Consider the following 15,147-nt stretch of genomic DNA (forward strand, 5'->3'; position numbering starts at 1 on the left):
AGGCCTGTGGAGTGTCAGCCATCAATAGCACGCGGGGATGACAATCCGCACATCGTCGGGGGCCGTCTCAGGCAGCCTCTCCTTTGACCCTGACGCGACCGGCCGGGCGGACTTCATCCGCGTTCCCATTGAACTTCCGCGTGAAGGCCGTGATCTTCGGCGCGATTTCCTGGTGAAAGCGGCGGCCATTGAACACGCCATAGTGACCGACGCCGGGCTGCAGATGCTGAAGCTTCATCGCGGCGGGAAGGTTCCTGCACAGGTCGTGGGCGGCCTGCGTCTGGCCGACGCCGGAAATGTCGTCCCGTTCACCCTCCACGGTCATCAAGGCCACGCGCCGGATTGCCGCAAGGTCGACGGGCTTGCCCCGGTGCTTCATCTCGCCTTTCGGCAGACTGTGCTTCACGAACACTTCATCGATGGTCTGCATGTAGAACTCTGCGGTCATGTCCATCACGGCGAGATATTCGTCGTAGAACTCGCGCTGCTTGTCGGCCGAGTCGCCGTCGCCGTCGACGAGGTGCTGGAACATCTCCCAATGGGCCGTCAGGTGCCGGTCGATGTTCATCGCCATGAAGCCCGAGAGTTGCAGGAAGCCCGGATAGACCTCGCGCATGAAGCCTGGCTGCGTGAAGGGCACCTTCACGATGCAATTGCGCCGGAACCAGTCGGTGCCACGCTCCTGCGCCAGGAGATTGACGGCCGTCGGCGAGCGGCGTGTGTCGATCGGGCCGCCCATATGGATCATCGAGGCCGGCACATCCGGGTCGTTCTCCGCCTCCATCAGCGCCACGGCCGCGATCACCGGCACGGACGGCTGACACACCGCGAGCACATGCAGGTTGGGCGCGAGTTCGCGCATCATTTCGGTGACATAGTCGATATAGTCATCGAGATCGAAACGCCCCTCGGAGAGCGGCACCAGACGGGCATCGACCCAATCGGTGATATAGACGTCGTGCGTCGGCAGGAAAGCTTCCACGGTTCCGCGCAAAAGCGTTGCATAGTGCCCCGAGACAGGCGCGACGATGAGAAGTTTCGGCTGATTGAGCCGCTTTGCCTTGCCGCCGCGATCAAAGTGCAGGAGGTTGCAGAACGGCCGCTGCCAGATGACCTCCTCGCGGATCCGGCAGGTCATACCGTTCACAACAGTTTCCTTCAGGCCGAAAGCCGGCTTGCCGTAGCGACGTGTCGTCCGCTCGAACAGCTCGCAGGCGGCGGCGATCGTGCGCCCATAGGCGGTGTAAGTCAGCGGATTGATCGGATTGTTGAAAGTGAGTCTGGCCGCATCTGTGACGGCGCGGGCCGGGCTGACAAGAGCATGCGCGGCCTCATACCAGAAATAGGCAAAATTCATTCTCTACCCTCGTTGGGCGAGGCGAAAGGGAGGCGCAACAGGGCTCACCGCGATGTTGCGTCGCAAAACCAACGCTTGATCTTAACCTTTTTTCTGTAATCATTCAAACCACGTCTGCGCTGATGCAGTGCACAATCGCGCGCTTGCGTTCAAGGCGACCGTGTCGGCTTCAGCCGCAAAGGCAGGCGGAGAATTCCCCTGTCGGCATCGATCACCGGGATCAAGCTGCGCTGAGGCAATAAGGAATTCTCCAAAAAGCCAACGAGAAGCTGTGCTTAGCGCTTGCGCCGCGAGGCCGCAGGCGTTAGCCGGACTGTCAGTCGGGCGTGCCCGGCCGGGATGGATCCATGGCCGTCAACGAATCAGCAACCATTCGGCGCACCGCCCAGCACCTGAGGGTGGACACCCTGGTCCGTCTGCGGTCCCTGGCTGTCGTGGGTCAGAGTGCCGCGGTCGTCGGCGTGCATTTCGGGCTGGGCTTCCCCTTTCCCTTCGCGTTCTGCTTCGTCGCCATCGCGGTATCCGCCTGGCTGAACTTCGCGCTCCGCATCCGCTACCCCATCAGCCACAGGTTGAGCGAGAATGCGGGCTCCCTGCTGCTCGGCTACGACATCCTGCAGTTGTCCGTCCTCCTCTACCTCACCGGCGGCCTCGAGAATCCCTTCGCGATGCTCCTATTGGCACCGGTGATGATCTCGGCGACGGCCCTGCAACCCTGGCGGACGCTGGCGCTTGGCTGCATGGCGATGGTCTGCGTGACCATCCTGGCCTTCTTCCACTTGCCGTTGCCCTGGTATCCCGGCGAGACGCTGCACCTGCCCTTCCTCTATGTGGCCGGAATCTGGTGCGCCATTCTGCTCGGCCTTGCCTTCACCGGCGTCTATGCCTGGCGCGTCGCGGAGGAAGCGCGGCAGCTCGCCGACGCGCTGGCCGCCACGGAATTCGTTCTGGCCCGCGAGCAGCACCTGTCGCAGCTCGATGGCCTCGCTGCAGCGGCCGCCCATGAGCTCGGCACGCCGCTTGCCACCATTGCGCTCGTCGCCAAGGAACTCGACAAGCTTGCGCCGAAGGACGGCCCGATGGCCGAGGACATCACGCTCCTGCGCGAGCAGGTGGAGCGGTGCCGCAAGATCCTCGGCACCCTGACCTCGCTTGGCACCGGCGAGGCCGGGCCGCTCGAACGCCTGACGCTGCGCGATCTCATCGAGGAAGTCGCGAATCCCCAACGCTCCTTCGGTACGCCGCTGACGCTCAATGCGAGCGGTGAAGGCGCGCAGCCCGTATGCCGCCGCAGTCCCGGCCTCCTCTATGGTCTCGGGAATCTCGTCGAAAACGCTGTCGATTTCGCGACCTCGGGCGTCGTCATCGATGCCTCCTGGACCAAGGACACCGTCACCGTGGTGGTTCACGATGACGGGCCGGGCTTTGCGCCCGAGGTGCTGCTGCGCCTCGGAGATCCCTATGTCACCACACGTGGCTCCGACCGGCGCGGTGGCGGTGAGCCCGGTGATGGCCTGGGGCTCGGCCTTTTCATCGCCAAGACCCTGATCGAGCGTTCCGGTGCGACGATCGAGTTCACCAATGCGGTTGCACCGGACTCTGGCGCCATCGTCACTGTGACATGGCCGCGCAGCGTCTTCGAGCGTGACATGGATCCGCTGCCGGAGGTCGGACGGTGGCGATGAGGTCGAAAATCCGGCGGCCGATGCGTTGAAGTGGGGCGCAGGGACTTCAGAAAAACGTCACAAATGCCTATTTGGTGGTCGATCGGCATTGATCGACATCAAAGGGGCGGCTAGGGATGGGCCATCGCGGCGGGACACGATCAATTGCGACGTGATGGAGCACGGGTTGCGCCTGAGGCAAATTCTTTTCCGTGGCGGCATCCTCTCGAGCAAGTCCGTCTGTTGCGGACTTGCTCGTTCTAAACAATGGACGAGCAAATTCACCGGCCTGGATTGAAGAAACTGAGGCCATCCAAGCCGGATTTGCTCCAGCCGGGGATGGCTCTGCGATCGAAGGAGCCCCCTGGAATCGACAGGCCCACCTGCGTGAGGTGACCGGATGGTAGACTCCGAGCAGACTGTGATCGAAGGCGACAACAGCCTCCTGATCGTTGATGATGATCGGCCTTTTCTGACGCGATTGGCACGCGCTATGGAAACGCGTGGCTATGGCGTGCGCGTGGCCGAGAGTGTAGCCGAAGGCCTCGCGGCCATCGACGAACTGGCACCGGCCTTTGCCGTCATCGACATGCGTCTCGGCGACGGCAACGGCCTCGACGTCGTCACGCGCCTGAAGGAGCGTCGACCCGACGCGCGCTGCATCGTGCTCACGGGCTATGGCAATATTGCGACAGCCGTCACGGCCGTGAAGCTTGGCGCCTTCGATTATCTGGCAAAGCCGGCTGATGCTGACGAGATCCACGCTGCCCTCATGGCGCAGCAGGGCGAGCGCGCCCAGTTACCGGAAAACCCGATGTCGGCTGATCGCGTCCGCTGGGAGCATATTCAGCGGGTTTACGAACTCTGCAGCCGCAATGTGTCGGAGACCGCCCGGCGATTGAACATGCATCGTCGCACCTTGCAGCGCATCCTCGCCAAGCGTGCGCCGCGATAGAGCAAGTCCGTCTTTTGCGGACTTGGCGTCGCTCAAAAATTAACGAGCAAATTCATTGACATAGACGGTACAGACGATTCCATCTATGTCGGATTTGCTCTGGAGCGCGCTTGCGTCTCCGCCGGCGGTAAGACGCTCGATCAAAGCAAGGTGCCTGGCGCCCCCTCGGGATCGGTCAGGCTGTGCAGCCGGGCCGCCGCGGCCTGCGCGAAACGGATGGTGACGGCCTTGCGGCGCGCCGCCGCCAAGGGGGTTCGCTCCGGCGCATGCAGAATCGCCGCGCCATAGGCATCGGCGACGATCAGCCCCGCCTCTTCCGGCAGCACCTCTATCGGGAAGTCATCGGCCACCGCGAAAAACAGGTAGTCGCAGAAGGCCTGGTAGTCCCGCCATTTGGTGTCGGCCCGAAAATCGGCAAGGCTCGATTTCACCTCCACGATGGTAATGTCGCCGTTCGGGCTGAGCGCGATGACATCGGCGCGCCGCCCGGAGGCCAGTGTCAACTCGGTCACTGAAACCTGGCCCAAGCCCGCCATGAGCCGGCCAACGCCGCGCTGGATCTTGAGCGCGGTCGGCGACTGGCGGCCGTCGGCGAGGCGCAATGCCAACGCTTCGATGCGCCATTGATGGATGCTGACCGTGTCGTCACCCATTCCGCAATTCCACGCTTATCCGCGCGATCGCCGAGCCGATTCGCCGAATCACGGCCGCCAGCTCACCGTCGCAATGCCGGCGCAGACGAGGAGGCTGCCGCCGGTGCGATTGGCGGCCTTCAGCACGCGCGGGCGGGTGACGAGGCGCCGGGCTGAGGAGGCAAGGATCGCGTAGCCCGCGGCGTTGAAGAACGCCAGGACGATGAAAGTCACAGCCAGAATGATCATCTGGGGCAGGAGCGGGCGACCCTGGTCCATGAACTGCGGGAGAAAGGCGACGAAAAAGATGATGCCTTTGGGGTTGAGGGCCGTGACCAGCGCGGCATGCGAAAACATGGCCATCGGGCGCGCTTTCGTCGGTGAGGCGACATGCGCGAGCGAGGCGTCGGCGCGCCACAGCTTTATGCCGAGATAGATGAGATAGGCTGCGCCCAGCCATTTCACGAGGGTGAAGACAAGGGCGGACGTGGCGAGAATGGCGCCGAGACCCGCAAGGGAACAGACCAATGCGGTGATGTCCCCCAATGTGACGCCAAGGACGAGCGGGATGGCCGCCTGGCGCCCCTGACCGAGCGCGTAGGAGACGACGAGCAGGATCGTCGGCCCGGGGATGATGAGCATCACGGCTGACGCGGCCGCGAAAGCAAGCCACGCCTCGAGGCTGATCCACGGCATGGCGTCAAGCCCGATGTCGGTGAGCCAGGCTGCATCCATCATGGTAATAGCTCCCAGTTGCCAGCCGACGTCACGGCCGCGTCCCCTATGATCACTGGCCGATCGCCGGCCGGAAGCGCTTCCCGCGCATGGCCCCCGCGCCGCAGGCGATGAGAAGGCAAAGGCCGACGGTCAGGCTCAGGGCGCCCGAGAGCGAGGTCGCATCGGCGACGAAGCCGAGCATCACCGGCCCGATGAGGACGCCGCCGTAGCCCAGCGTCGCCACGGCTGCAACCGCCTGCGCCGGATCGTCGGCGGAACGGGCGCTGGCCGTGCTGAAGCCGACCGGCGCCACATTGGCGAGCCCGAGGCCCGCGAGACCAAAGGCCGGAATGGCCACGAGGGGATGGTTCAAGGCGATCCCAAGCGCAAGGCTTGCGGCTGCCAGAAGGGCCCCGCCGGCCACCAGCATGACCGGCCCGACGCGCCGGCGGATCCTGTCGCCGAGAAAACGCGAGATGGCCATGGCCCCCGAGAAAACCGCGAAACCAAGCCCCGCAGAGCTCGCCGGCACATCGAGCGCCTCGCGGAGATAGACGGCGCTCCAGTCCAGCAGGGCTCCCTCGGCCATAAAGGCGAACATGACCACGGCGCCGATGGCGACGGTCCGGCGATCCGGCAGCGCCAGCTTCGGACCGTCATGGCCTGCAGCGATCAGGCGCGGCTGGATGTGGCGGATGGCTGCCAGGACGATGCCCGCGAAGACGATCGCCAGAATGGCCGCCTCGATGGCGGCGGGCAGGAGGGCGAGGCCGAGGCCGCCAAGCCCCGCGCCGATGAGGCCGCCGAGGCTCCACATCCCGTGCAGGGATGACAGGATGGGACGTCCGAACTGGCGCTCTACGGCAGAGCCATGGGCGTTCATGGCGACATCCATGGCGCCGCCAGACGCGCCGAAGAGAAACAGCGCGACGAACAGGCCGGCGGTATGGGGCATGACCGGCAGGAGCGCGAGCAGGCCGCTGAAGGCCAGTCCTGTGACGCCGAGCACGCGCCGCGCGCCGAACCGGCCCATCGCCACGCCGCAGGCAGGCATGGCGGTGAGCGCACCCGCCGCAAGCGCCAGAAGCGCGAGGCCGAGCACCGAGGGAGACAGCGCATGGACCGCCTTCACCACGGGAATATGCGTTGCCCAGGTCCCGAACACGGCGCCATTGACCAGGAACAGCGCCGCGATGGCCATGCGGTCCCGGCGCAAGCCAGGCGATTCGACGCGCAACATGGCGATGCTCTATATCTCGATAATCTGTGAGGGAGCCCTATTTTTCGGCCCTCCGCAAGGCCTGATACCGCGGGCGCTGCATTGCGAATGGCGCAGTTGACATCGCCCGTCGGCGCACCTCCCGCGCCAGCGCAGTCATCTGGCCCTTGCGAGCGGCCGCTTTGTCTGCAAGGGAACGGCTCCACGGTTCGATGTCCGGCAGCCTCCCGTTTCGGCTTCCCGGTGTCTGTGAACCTCGCGCGCGGAGCCGGCAAATGACCAGTGCAAGCAATGACCAGTGACAGGGGCGTGGCTGCGCCGCGCCGTCGCGGCTATACGGGCACCTCACGCGATCCCGACCGCACGAGTCAGGCGATCCTCATGGCCGCGACGCGGGAATTCGCCGACAAGGGGATCGGCGGCGCGCGCGTCGATGCGGTCGCGGAGCGAGCGGGCGTCAACAAGCGCATGATCTATCACTATTTCGGCGACAAGCAGGGCCTCTACCTGGCCGTGCTGGAAGAGGCCTATGGGTCGATCCGTTCCGCCGAAGCCGCGCTCAAGCTGGAAACGGCGGACCCGGAGGACGGCATCCGCCGTCTGACGGCCTTCACCTGGCAGTACTTCCTGGATCACCCGGAGTTTCTGAGCCTGCTCGCCACCGAGAACCTGCACAAGGCCGAAAATCTGCGAGCGTCAGCCAGGGTGCTGAGCCTGCATTCCCCTTTCATCGAGAAGCTGCGCGAGCTTCTCGAGAAGGGCGCGGCGCAGGGGCGTTTCCTGCCGGGCCTCGATCCGGTCGATGTCTATATCAGCATAGCCTCGCTTGCGGCCTTTTATCTCTCCAACCGCTATACGCTCTCGACGATCTTCGCGCGTGATCTCGCCGCCCCGGAGCGTCTTGCGCATTGGGGCGAGCATATCGTCCACGTGGTTCTCTCGTCGATACGGCTGGCAAAATGAGATGGTTGAAAATCCGGGCGTGGATTTCTCATGAAAAGGCGATGGGATGGCGGATATCTCATGGCAAGCTTATTCGCACGGATTGGCGATGATCACCTTGCTTTGCAGGAAGATATCTTCGTCCGCGCCGGCAAAAACGACAAATCCATTCACGGATTTCCCCGGCTCGAGCTTTCCACCCGAAACGGTGTCTTCCATGGTGTCGACGTGATACGTCTGGCCATTGTTCCCGATGAGAAGATAGCAGGCGTTCCTGAGGTCGATGGCCGTTTCGCTGACATTGGCAAGCGCGATCTGAAATTTTTTCAGGTAAGTGAACTTGCCCAGATAGCTTTTAGTCGTCGTATCCGCTGGGCTGGCCAGCAGGATAACGTTATTGAGGGGGGAAGCCTGCGCACCGAAGGCAATCAGTGTGATGATAGAAAATACTGATATGAATATTTTTCGCATGGGTTACCAACATTAAATTTTACGGAAGAACAAATTTAGTTCATGGCAATTTTATGAAGAAGTTACTTATATTGGAGATATATTAATTCTTCAGCGACGCGAGGATGAGATCCGCGACATGGGCGCGCCGCGCGTTGATCTCCGTCTTGCCGGGGAAATTGCGGTCCAGAATGACCGACAGTGTGTGGATGTTGGAAAAGTAGAAATAGGAGAGCCCGGCGATGGAGATCCACAGCTGGGCCGGATCGATGCCGGCGCGAAATAGCCCCGCCGCGACGCCGCGGTCCAGGATTTCGCTGATCACGCCGATTAGCGGCGAATGCATCTCCTTCACCCGCGACGACGTCTTGAGGTGGCGGGCCTGGTGCAGGTTTTCGCTATTGAGCAGATTGATGAAGACCCGGTCTCCGACGAAGGCGTCGAAGGTGAAGGTGACGAGACGGCGCATCGCCTCCTCGGGCGCCAGGCGGCCGAGATCGAGCTTCATTTCGGCGACGCGTGCGCGCTCGTAGGCAGCCTCGAGAACAGCAAGCCAGAGACCGCGCTTCGAGCCGAAATAGTGATAGATCATCCGCCGGTTGGCCTGCGACCGGCTGGCGATGGCATCGATGGAAGCGCCGGCGAAGCCGCTCGCCGAGAACTCGACCATGGCGGCCGCGAGGATCTTGGCGCGTGTCGCCTCGGGATCACGCGTCCGCGGCGGTTGTGCGGCCTTGACCGGAGCGGGCTCGGTCAGAGGCTTTGCGCCCTCTGCCCATTCAAGCGACATGCGTGCTGTCCCCTATGCGGGCAAGGCTCGTCCAATCCGGCATGGCACCGCTGGCAAAGCCCGGTGTGAACAAAGGCGCCGTTGGCAGCGCCCCCGTGCTGACGGCCAGGGTCGGGGCGTTTCCCCGGCGCTCGTAGAAGCCCGGCATCGCCGCCGCAAAACGGGCAGCCTCGGCTGTCGGCGCCTGGCCGAAGCCGTCGACATAATGGTGGCCGTTGCGCTCCACATGGGCGATGCCGAGGCAGGCGACCAGGGCCGTGTCCTGCTGCACGCCGAGCCCGGCCTGGCAGGTGAGATCCTCCCCCGTCACGAACCAATGGCCGGGGGTCCCGTCGCGGCGGTTCCAGGCGGCCGCCCGCGCGGCGTTGATGATGGACTTGTAGAGGCCCTTGCACGCCTTGGAGGACACGCCGCGATACCCCAGCGCCGCCGCCCTGGGAAAGGCGTCATAGCTGCCGTCGGCTTCGTCGATGATGAAGGGAATATCGCCTGAAGCCTCAAGCGGCGTCGCGAAGGTGGCGGCACGGTCGAGGGGCTGTTCGATATAGAGAAGTCTTTTACGAAGCCGGCTAATGATTGGATCGTCACCCAGTGCCGCGATCAAGGCGGCAAGGCGCACCGCATCATACTGTTCATTGGCGTCGAGGCTTGCGGCGAAGTCCGGCACCAGCGTCTCGAGAGCCCGTGTCAAGATACGCAGCCGCTCGCAGTCTGCGGCGACGTCGCCGCCGAGCTTGATCTTGAAATAGCGCAGCCGCGCGTGGGTGATTTCATCCGCCAGGGCGTCAAGCGCGTCGACGAAGCCGATCGTGTGGCGCAGGCGGACGTGAGGCTGCGGCGCCACGCCCTGAAGGAACCCGTCGATGTCCTCCTGCGTGAGATCGTTGCTAAGCCGGCTATCCAATCCGACGGCATTGGCCCTGAGACCGGCGGCGAGATCGAGCCCGGCGAGCCTCAGGACGCCGTCGACGATGGCCTTGTCGATCAGCGCGGGGCCGTAGCTGCCGGCGAGCGATGGAAGGCCGTGCGCGGCCGTGGTGGTGATCTGCCGGGGATAGACGCCTGCGTGGTGGCCGAAGGCCGTATCGGGCCGGCGCGCTCCGTCGCGATAGAGCGTGGCCGCGGAGGTGAGACTGAACCTGAGGTCGGCGATGGTGTCGGCGGGGCTTTTGGCCGGGTTCTTGTCGAACCACTTCGGCATCATCATCTCGGCGGCGACGCCGGTGGCGCTCAGGCCGTCCTCGCCGGTCACCCGCACCCGGACAAAGGCCTGCGGGGCTTCCGTCACCGTGACCGCGCCAAAGCGGAACGGCAGGCGAAAAGCCATCGGCCGTTCGAAAAGGGCGATTTCGTCGAGGGTGACGCGAAGGCTCATGAGCGGCCTCAGTCCAGGTGGCCGCGCGCGTAGAAATGTCCACGGATGGTCTGGGTCAGCGCACTGAACACGGGGTTGCCCATGTCCTCAAGGCTGCGCGGGCGCGGCAGCTCGACGTCATAGATCGCCGCGATGGTTCCCGGGCGCTCCGACATGACAACCACCCGGTCGGCGAGGAAGACCGCTTCGGGTATGGAATGCGTGATGAGAAGGATGGTCTTGCGCGTCTCCTGATGGATGCGCTGCAGTTCGAGGTTCATGCGTTCGCGCGTCAGGGCATCGAGCGCCCCGAACGGCTCGTCCATGAGCACGATCTTCGGGTCATGCACCAGGGCGCGGCAGATCGCCGTGCGCTGCTGCATGCCGCCGGAGAGCTGCCAGGGATATTTGTTCTCGAAGCCCTCGAGGCCGGCGGTCTTGAGAAGCTTGCGCGCCCGCTCGAGATGGGACGCCCGGTCGAGCCGGCGCACCTCGACCGGCATCATCACGTTACGCAACACCGAGCGCCAGGCGAGAAGCACCGGGCTCTGGAACACGATCCCGACGTCATCCGGCGGCTCCGTCACCGCCTTGCCCTCGATGAGGATCGCGCCGGCCGTCGGCGGGATGAGGCCCGCGACAAGTTTCAGCAAGGTGGACTTGCCGCAGCCTGAAGGGCCCACGACGGCGACGAACTCGCCGTCGTGGATGTCGAGGTCGATCGGCTTCAACGAGGGTACGTCGCCATCGCGAGTGCGGTAGGTCTTCTCGAGACCTCTGACCTCGATAAGCCGCCGCCTGGCCTTTGGCTCATCCATTGCGTTTACCATTCTCAGCGACAGCGACATACGTCCTCCCCCGGCGGGCCTCTTGATCTCGATCAATGCGCAGTATCTCAGCAAACACGGCGGGCTGGGTCAGCCGCCGGCCGCCTTCGGCAAGTAATCGCGGCTATAGAAGCTCTTCACATCATTCTTGGCGGAAGCTTCGAGCCCACCGTATTCCACAAGCAGATTGACGGAATCGATCATGTTCTGGTCGGTGACATGGAAGGGCGGAAGGTTCTTCGTTTCAGCCGTGCGATAGAGAGGGATGGTCAGCTCGAAGCCCTCCTTGAGCGTCGCCGGCTGGCCGGCCTTCGGCAGGGCCTTGAGGATGGCCTGGACCGCGCCGTCGGGGTCCTTCTCCGCCGCGAGAATGGCCTTGGTGGTGGCGGCCATGAAACGCCGCGTCAGGTCCTCGTTCTTCTTCAGGAAGTCACGATTGGCTATGATGCCGGACGATACGAGATGAATGCCGTAGTCCGCGAACATGATCGGGAAGACGTCCTTGCCGGTCGCATCCTTGATCTTCATGCTCTGGTCCATCGAATAGCCGAGCAGGGCATCCGCCTGACCACTGATGACGGCGTTAAGCTTGGTCTGTGCGTCGCCGGAGAGGATCTTCATCTCGCTCTCCTTCAGGCCGGCGCTCTTCAGGAACAGCGGCCAGATCTGCGACATGGAATCGCCCGGCGTGGTGGCGATGGTTTTCCCCTTCAGGTCCGCGGGCTTGCGCATGTTCTTGTCGGCAAAACCCATCACCGACATCGGGCTCGTCTGCAACAGGACGCCCGGCGAGGTGACGGGCGCGCCCTTGGCGGCGGCGCGGATCATCGTGGCAACGTCGGCATAGCCAAAGGTCGCCGTGTTGGCCGCCACCGCCTGGATCGTCACGGCCGAGCCGCGCCCCTCCTGGATGTCCAGGTCGATGCCTTCGGCGGCATAGATGCCCTTTTCCTTGCCATAGTAGAACGGGGCGTGTTCGCCGTAGACATACCAGTTGAGCATCAGCGTGACCTTGTCGGCCGCCGCCGCGGGAAGGATAAAGGAAGGCGCTGCAACAGCAGCCGCGCCGGCAAGTATCGATCTAAGAACTGTTCTTCTCAGCATAATTCTTCCTCCGGTAATTGCGGTCCGTCTTTTTCTGCGGTTGCGCAGGCGAACTATTGATTGTCAGGCAGTCACGAAAAACTCCTGCCGCTGGCTCGCATGCCAGGGGATCGCAAAGCGTTCAATGAGATCGACGATCCAGAACAGGATGACGCCGATGGCGGCAAGCAGGACGAGCGCGGCGAACATAGTGGGCAGTTCGAAATTGCCGATCGAGCGCTGCAGCACGAAGCCGAGACCGGAATTGGAGCCGACGAACTCGCCGACGACGGCGCCCACGACCGCCAGTGTCACGGACACCTTGAGGCCCGCGAAGATGGCCGGCATGGCATGCGGCAGCTTCACCATGACGAAGGACTGCAGCCACGATGCCTTCATGGAGCGGGCGAGATCGCGCATGTCCGGATCGAGCGACTTGAAGCCCTGCACGCCTGAGACGATGACGGGAAAGACGCCGAGCAGAAAGGCGGAAATCACCTTTGGGGTCATGCCGAAGCCGAACCACACCACGAAGAGTGGCGCGATGGCGACCTTCGGGATCGATTGCGAGAACACCAGCAGCGGATAGAGATAGGATTCGATCGTGCGTGATCCCGCGATCAGCATGGCGAGCGGTATGCCGATGGCTGCCGACAACAGGAAGCCGCCGATTGTCGCAAGCGTTGTCGGCACGCTTTCCGCCAAGAGCATCGGACCCTCGACGCGGAACGCCTTGATGACATCGATCGGGGCGGGAATGAGGTAGGGCGGTATGGCGAACAGCCTGACCGTCACGTCCCAGAGCACGATCAGGAGCACGAGCAGGCCAAGGGGCCGAACCCAAGGCGAATCCACAATGCGAGCAAGCGTACGGACCGACGTGGTCGCCATCCGGTAACCTCCAGCGGGGCGTTTCCCAGGCTGCGCTTTTCGCGCAAGTTGTAACTAACTGGTGATTTACTCAGGCCGGCGCATGGGTGTCAAGCGAGCGGGGGGCCACCTCGACCAAAGTCGTAGGTGGCAGCCTGCGCGGCGGGTGCTCTGCGCCGTGAGATCAAAAGGCGTATCCTTAGCGCCCGGCGTGTCATCCCCGGCGTCGCGTAGCGACGGGAAGGGGATCCAGTGTTTTCGCCGCCACATTCGCGCCACGTGCGAAGTCACATCGTTGCGTCGAGATCGCGCCATTCTGGATTGGACTGCTCGATCAGCCTGATCTTCCAGGCGCGGTTCCAACCTTTGAGTTGCTTTTCCCGCGCTATGGCTTCGCTGATCTCGCCATATCGCTCGAAATACACGAGCCTTCCCACATCATAGCGTTGGGTAAAGCCTGGTACGGCCTTGGCGCGATGCTGATCGACACGGCGAAGGAGGTCGCTTGTCACGCCGATGTAGAGTGTTCCGTTTCTGCGGCTGGCGAGAATATAGACCGCATAACGCGCACCCATCGCTCTTCCCTCTGGATCCCCTTCCCGTCGCTACGCGACGCCGGGGATGACACTGTGTCCCAGGAGATCACACTGTGTATCTCGCCGCCCCGCGTGTCATCCCCGGCGGGTTGCGCAGCAACCCGGGAAGGGGATCCAGTGACCGATGCCGCTCAATCCGCTCAGATGTCGTCGAGCGGATAGATGGGCCGCGTCACGTTCACGAGCTTGAGGCGGCGCAGGTTGCAGGCGCTGGCGCCGGGCGTGTCGCCGGCGAGGATCCGCGCGGCGAAGGGCGCGTAGGACACGCGGAAATGGGAGGGCGACTTCGCGAAAGCGAGGGCGGGATAGCGCAGGTCGAGGCCGAAGGCCGTATAGACGCCCGTGTCCCACTCAAAGCCGGCGAGGCTCCGCAGGACGAGCCTGATCGCGCCGATATGGATGACGGCGGTCGGCCCCTGGTGGGTCTCCAGCCCGGCCGCACCCGCATCGCGCATGACATAGGTGCCGTCCGAGAGGCTGCGCACGATCCCGGTGATGGTGACCGGCTCGCCGGCGGACAGGGAATGGCCGACGGAGAGCGTCAACGTTGCACCGGGGCCGGCGGCGAAGGCCTTTGCGACGGCCGGTGCGTCACGGAGGGTGACATAGGTCATGCGGTCGGCCTTGTCGGCGCCGAGCGCGAGCAGCCGCTTGAGGATGGTGGCATCGTCGGCGGGCGCCCCGCTCGTCGGCGCATCGCCGCCATCGCCGACCACGGTGAGGCCGGGCGAGGTCAGGCCGATGCGGATGGCCTCGTCGATGGGCGTCAGATCCGGCTCGAAATCGCCGCGCGCCGCCCAGGCGAGATCGGCGAGATGATCGGCGGCCGTCTGAGCCGCGGCCGCATCGCCGTCGGCGCAAACGAGGGCCGCGAAGCCGATGTCCGGCACGTCGAGCCACGGCTGCACCGGAAACAGCGAGGCATGCAGGATGCCGGTCTCGGATTTTTCCACCCGCCGGGCTTCCGCAATGATGGTGGTCAGCGGACCGTCGTCGCTGCGACAGCGCACCGGGCTCATCAGCACCGGGCGCTTGGCCAGCGCCATGACCGGGCGGCTGCGCCCGGCGAGCACATCCATCATGAGCTCGGCCACGCGCACGCCCGTCTCGTACATGTCGATATGCGGATATTCGCGATAGCCGATGAGGAAGACGCCCGGCTGCAGCATGCGCGGCGTGATATGACCGTGCAGATCGAGTGACACGCCGATGGGCAGGTCCGGATGGGCTGCGCGCACGCGCTCGAGGATCTCGCCCTCGGCATCGCCGTTGTCCTCGACCGCCATGGAGCCGTGCAGCGCCAGCAGAATCCCGTCGAGAGGCCCGGCGTCCTTCAGGCGCTGCAACAATTCCCCGAGGATGTCCTCGAAGGCGTCGCGGGTGAGAGCACCGCTCGATGCGGCATGGGTGGCGAGCAGGGGCACGGGCGTCGCGCCCGCAGCAGTGAGAACGCTGAGGAAACCGGGAACCTCGACGCGGGCGGTGCCGTAGCCCGTCAGGACGTCGGTGCCGCGTCGGAGATAGTGGGCCTCGAAATCGGCGACCGTCGTCGGCGTGGGCGAGAAAGTGTTGGTCTCCTGCATGAAGCAGCCGACGGCTATTCTTTTGCCAGCTCCAATCCCGGTCATCGCACCCTCCCCCCAATCGCTTGTCAGCTAGAGCATTTTCGAGCGAAGTGGACACCGGTTCGC

At 64.1% G+C, this 15,147-nt stretch carries 15 protein-coding genes; 3 read left to right on the top strand and 12 right to left on the bottom strand.

Annotated elements, in window-relative coordinates; genetic code table 11:
- Positions 1–67: 67 nt before the first annotated feature.
- Positions 68–1,357 (bottom strand): polyhydroxyalkanoate depolymerase, encoded by a 1,290-nt coding sequence (locus C7450_RS13710; protein ID WP_110374996.1) that lies wholly within the window; start codon positions 1,355–1,357, stop codon positions 68–70.
- Positions 1,358–1,704: 347 nt separating this feature from the next.
- Here C7450_RS13710 and C7450_RS13715 point away from each other — a divergent pair, with 347 nt between their 5' ends.
- Together C7450_RS13715 and C7450_RS13720 are read left to right on the top strand one after the other, a co-directional pair.
- On the top strand, positions 1,705–3,042 hold the full coding sequence (locus C7450_RS13715; protein ID WP_110374997.1) for an ActS/PrrB/RegB family redox-sensitive histidine kinase: 1,338 nt from the start codon (positions 1,705–1,707) through the stop codon (positions 3,040–3,042).
- A gap of 379 nt (positions 3,043–3,421) precedes the next feature.
- A complete protein-coding gene (locus C7450_RS13720; RefSeq protein WP_110374998.1) occupies positions 3,422–3,976 on the top strand; it encodes an ActR/PrrA/RegA family redox response regulator transcription factor in 555 nt (184 codons plus the stop codon).
- A gap of 140 nt (positions 3,977–4,116) precedes the next feature.
- Here C7450_RS13720 and C7450_RS13725 read toward each other — a convergent pair whose 3' ends face one another.
- From C7450_RS13725 to C7450_RS13735, 3 genes are all read right to left on the bottom strand, one after another.
- The gene (locus C7450_RS13725) at positions 4,117–4,629 is read right to left on the bottom strand and encodes an MmcB family DNA repair protein (RefSeq protein WP_110374999.1); all 513 of its coding nucleotides are present in this window, start codon (positions 4,627–4,629) and stop codon (positions 4,117–4,119) included.
- Between the two features lie 48 nt (positions 4,630–4,677).
- Positions 4,678–5,295: a LysE family translocator gene (locus C7450_RS13730; RefSeq protein WP_110375151.1), complete on the bottom strand. Its 618-nt coding sequence runs from the start codon at positions 5,293–5,295 to the stop codon at positions 4,678–4,680.
- Between the two features lie 100 nt (positions 5,296–5,395).
- A complete protein-coding gene (locus tag C7450_RS13735; protein ID WP_110375000.1) occupies positions 5,396–6,565 on the bottom strand; it encodes an MFS transporter in 1,170 nt (389 codons plus the stop codon).
- A gap of 270 nt (positions 6,566–6,835) precedes the next feature.
- Between C7450_RS13735 and C7450_RS13740 the strand changes: the two genes are divergently transcribed.
- Positions 6,836–7,507 (top strand): TetR/AcrR family transcriptional regulator, encoded by a 672-nt coding sequence (locus tag C7450_RS13740; RefSeq protein WP_110375001.1) that lies wholly within the window; start codon positions 6,836–6,838, stop codon positions 7,505–7,507.
- 69 nt (positions 7,508–7,576) lie between these two features.
- Here C7450_RS13740 and C7450_RS35105 read toward each other — a convergent pair whose 3' ends face one another.
- The 8 genes from C7450_RS35105 to C7450_RS13780 form a co-directional block, all read right to left on the bottom strand.
- Complete coding sequence (locus C7450_RS35105; RefSeq protein ID WP_110375002.1) at positions 7,577–7,957, bottom strand: DUF4354 family protein; 381 nt, start codon at positions 7,955–7,957, stop codon at positions 7,577–7,579.
- 82 nt (positions 7,958–8,039) lie between these two features.
- Positions 8,040–8,726: a TetR/AcrR family transcriptional regulator gene (locus tag C7450_RS13750; protein WP_110375003.1), complete on the bottom strand. Its 687-nt coding sequence runs from the start codon at positions 8,724–8,726 to the stop codon at positions 8,040–8,042.
- On the bottom strand, positions 8,716–10,101 hold the full coding sequence (locus C7450_RS13755; RefSeq protein WP_110375004.1) for an enolase-like domain-containing protein: 1,386 nt from the start codon (positions 10,099–10,101) through the stop codon (positions 8,716–8,718). Before C7450_RS13755 ends, C7450_RS13750 begins: the two co-directional genes overlap by 11 nt.
- Positions 10,102–10,109: 8 nt before the next feature.
- The gene (locus C7450_RS13760; protein WP_245449716.1) at positions 10,110–10,898 is read right to left on the bottom strand and encodes an ABC transporter ATP-binding protein; all 789 of its coding nucleotides are present in this window, start codon (positions 10,896–10,898) and stop codon (positions 10,110–10,112) included.
- A 99-nt stretch (positions 10,899–10,997) separates the two neighbouring features.
- Positions 10,998–12,011 (bottom strand): ABC transporter substrate-binding protein, encoded by a 1,014-nt coding sequence (locus C7450_RS13765; RefSeq protein ID WP_110375006.1) that lies wholly within the window; start codon positions 12,009–12,011, stop codon positions 10,998–11,000.
- 63 nt (positions 12,012–12,074) lie between these two features.
- Positions 12,075–12,881 carry an ABC transporter permease gene (locus C7450_RS13770; RefSeq protein ID WP_110375007.1) on the bottom strand — a complete coding sequence of 269 codons (807 nt, stop codon included), beginning with the start codon at positions 12,879–12,881 and terminating at the stop codon, positions 12,075–12,077.
- 266 nt (positions 12,882–13,147) lie between these two features.
- Positions 13,148–13,435: a GIY-YIG nuclease family protein gene (locus tag C7450_RS13775; RefSeq protein ID WP_110375008.1), complete on the bottom strand. Its 288-nt coding sequence runs from the start codon at positions 13,433–13,435 to the stop codon at positions 13,148–13,150.
- Between the two features lie 161 nt (positions 13,436–13,596).
- A complete protein-coding gene (locus tag C7450_RS13780; RefSeq protein ID WP_110375009.1) occupies positions 13,597–15,084 on the bottom strand; it encodes a M81 family metallopeptidase in 1,488 nt (495 codons plus the stop codon).
- Positions 15,085–15,147 lie beyond the last annotated feature (63 nt).

This window comes from Chelatococcus asaccharovorans (genome assembly GCF_003201475.1).
Taxonomy (GTDB): domain Bacteria; phylum Pseudomonadota; class Alphaproteobacteria; order Rhizobiales; family Beijerinckiaceae; genus Chelatococcus; species Chelatococcus asaccharovorans.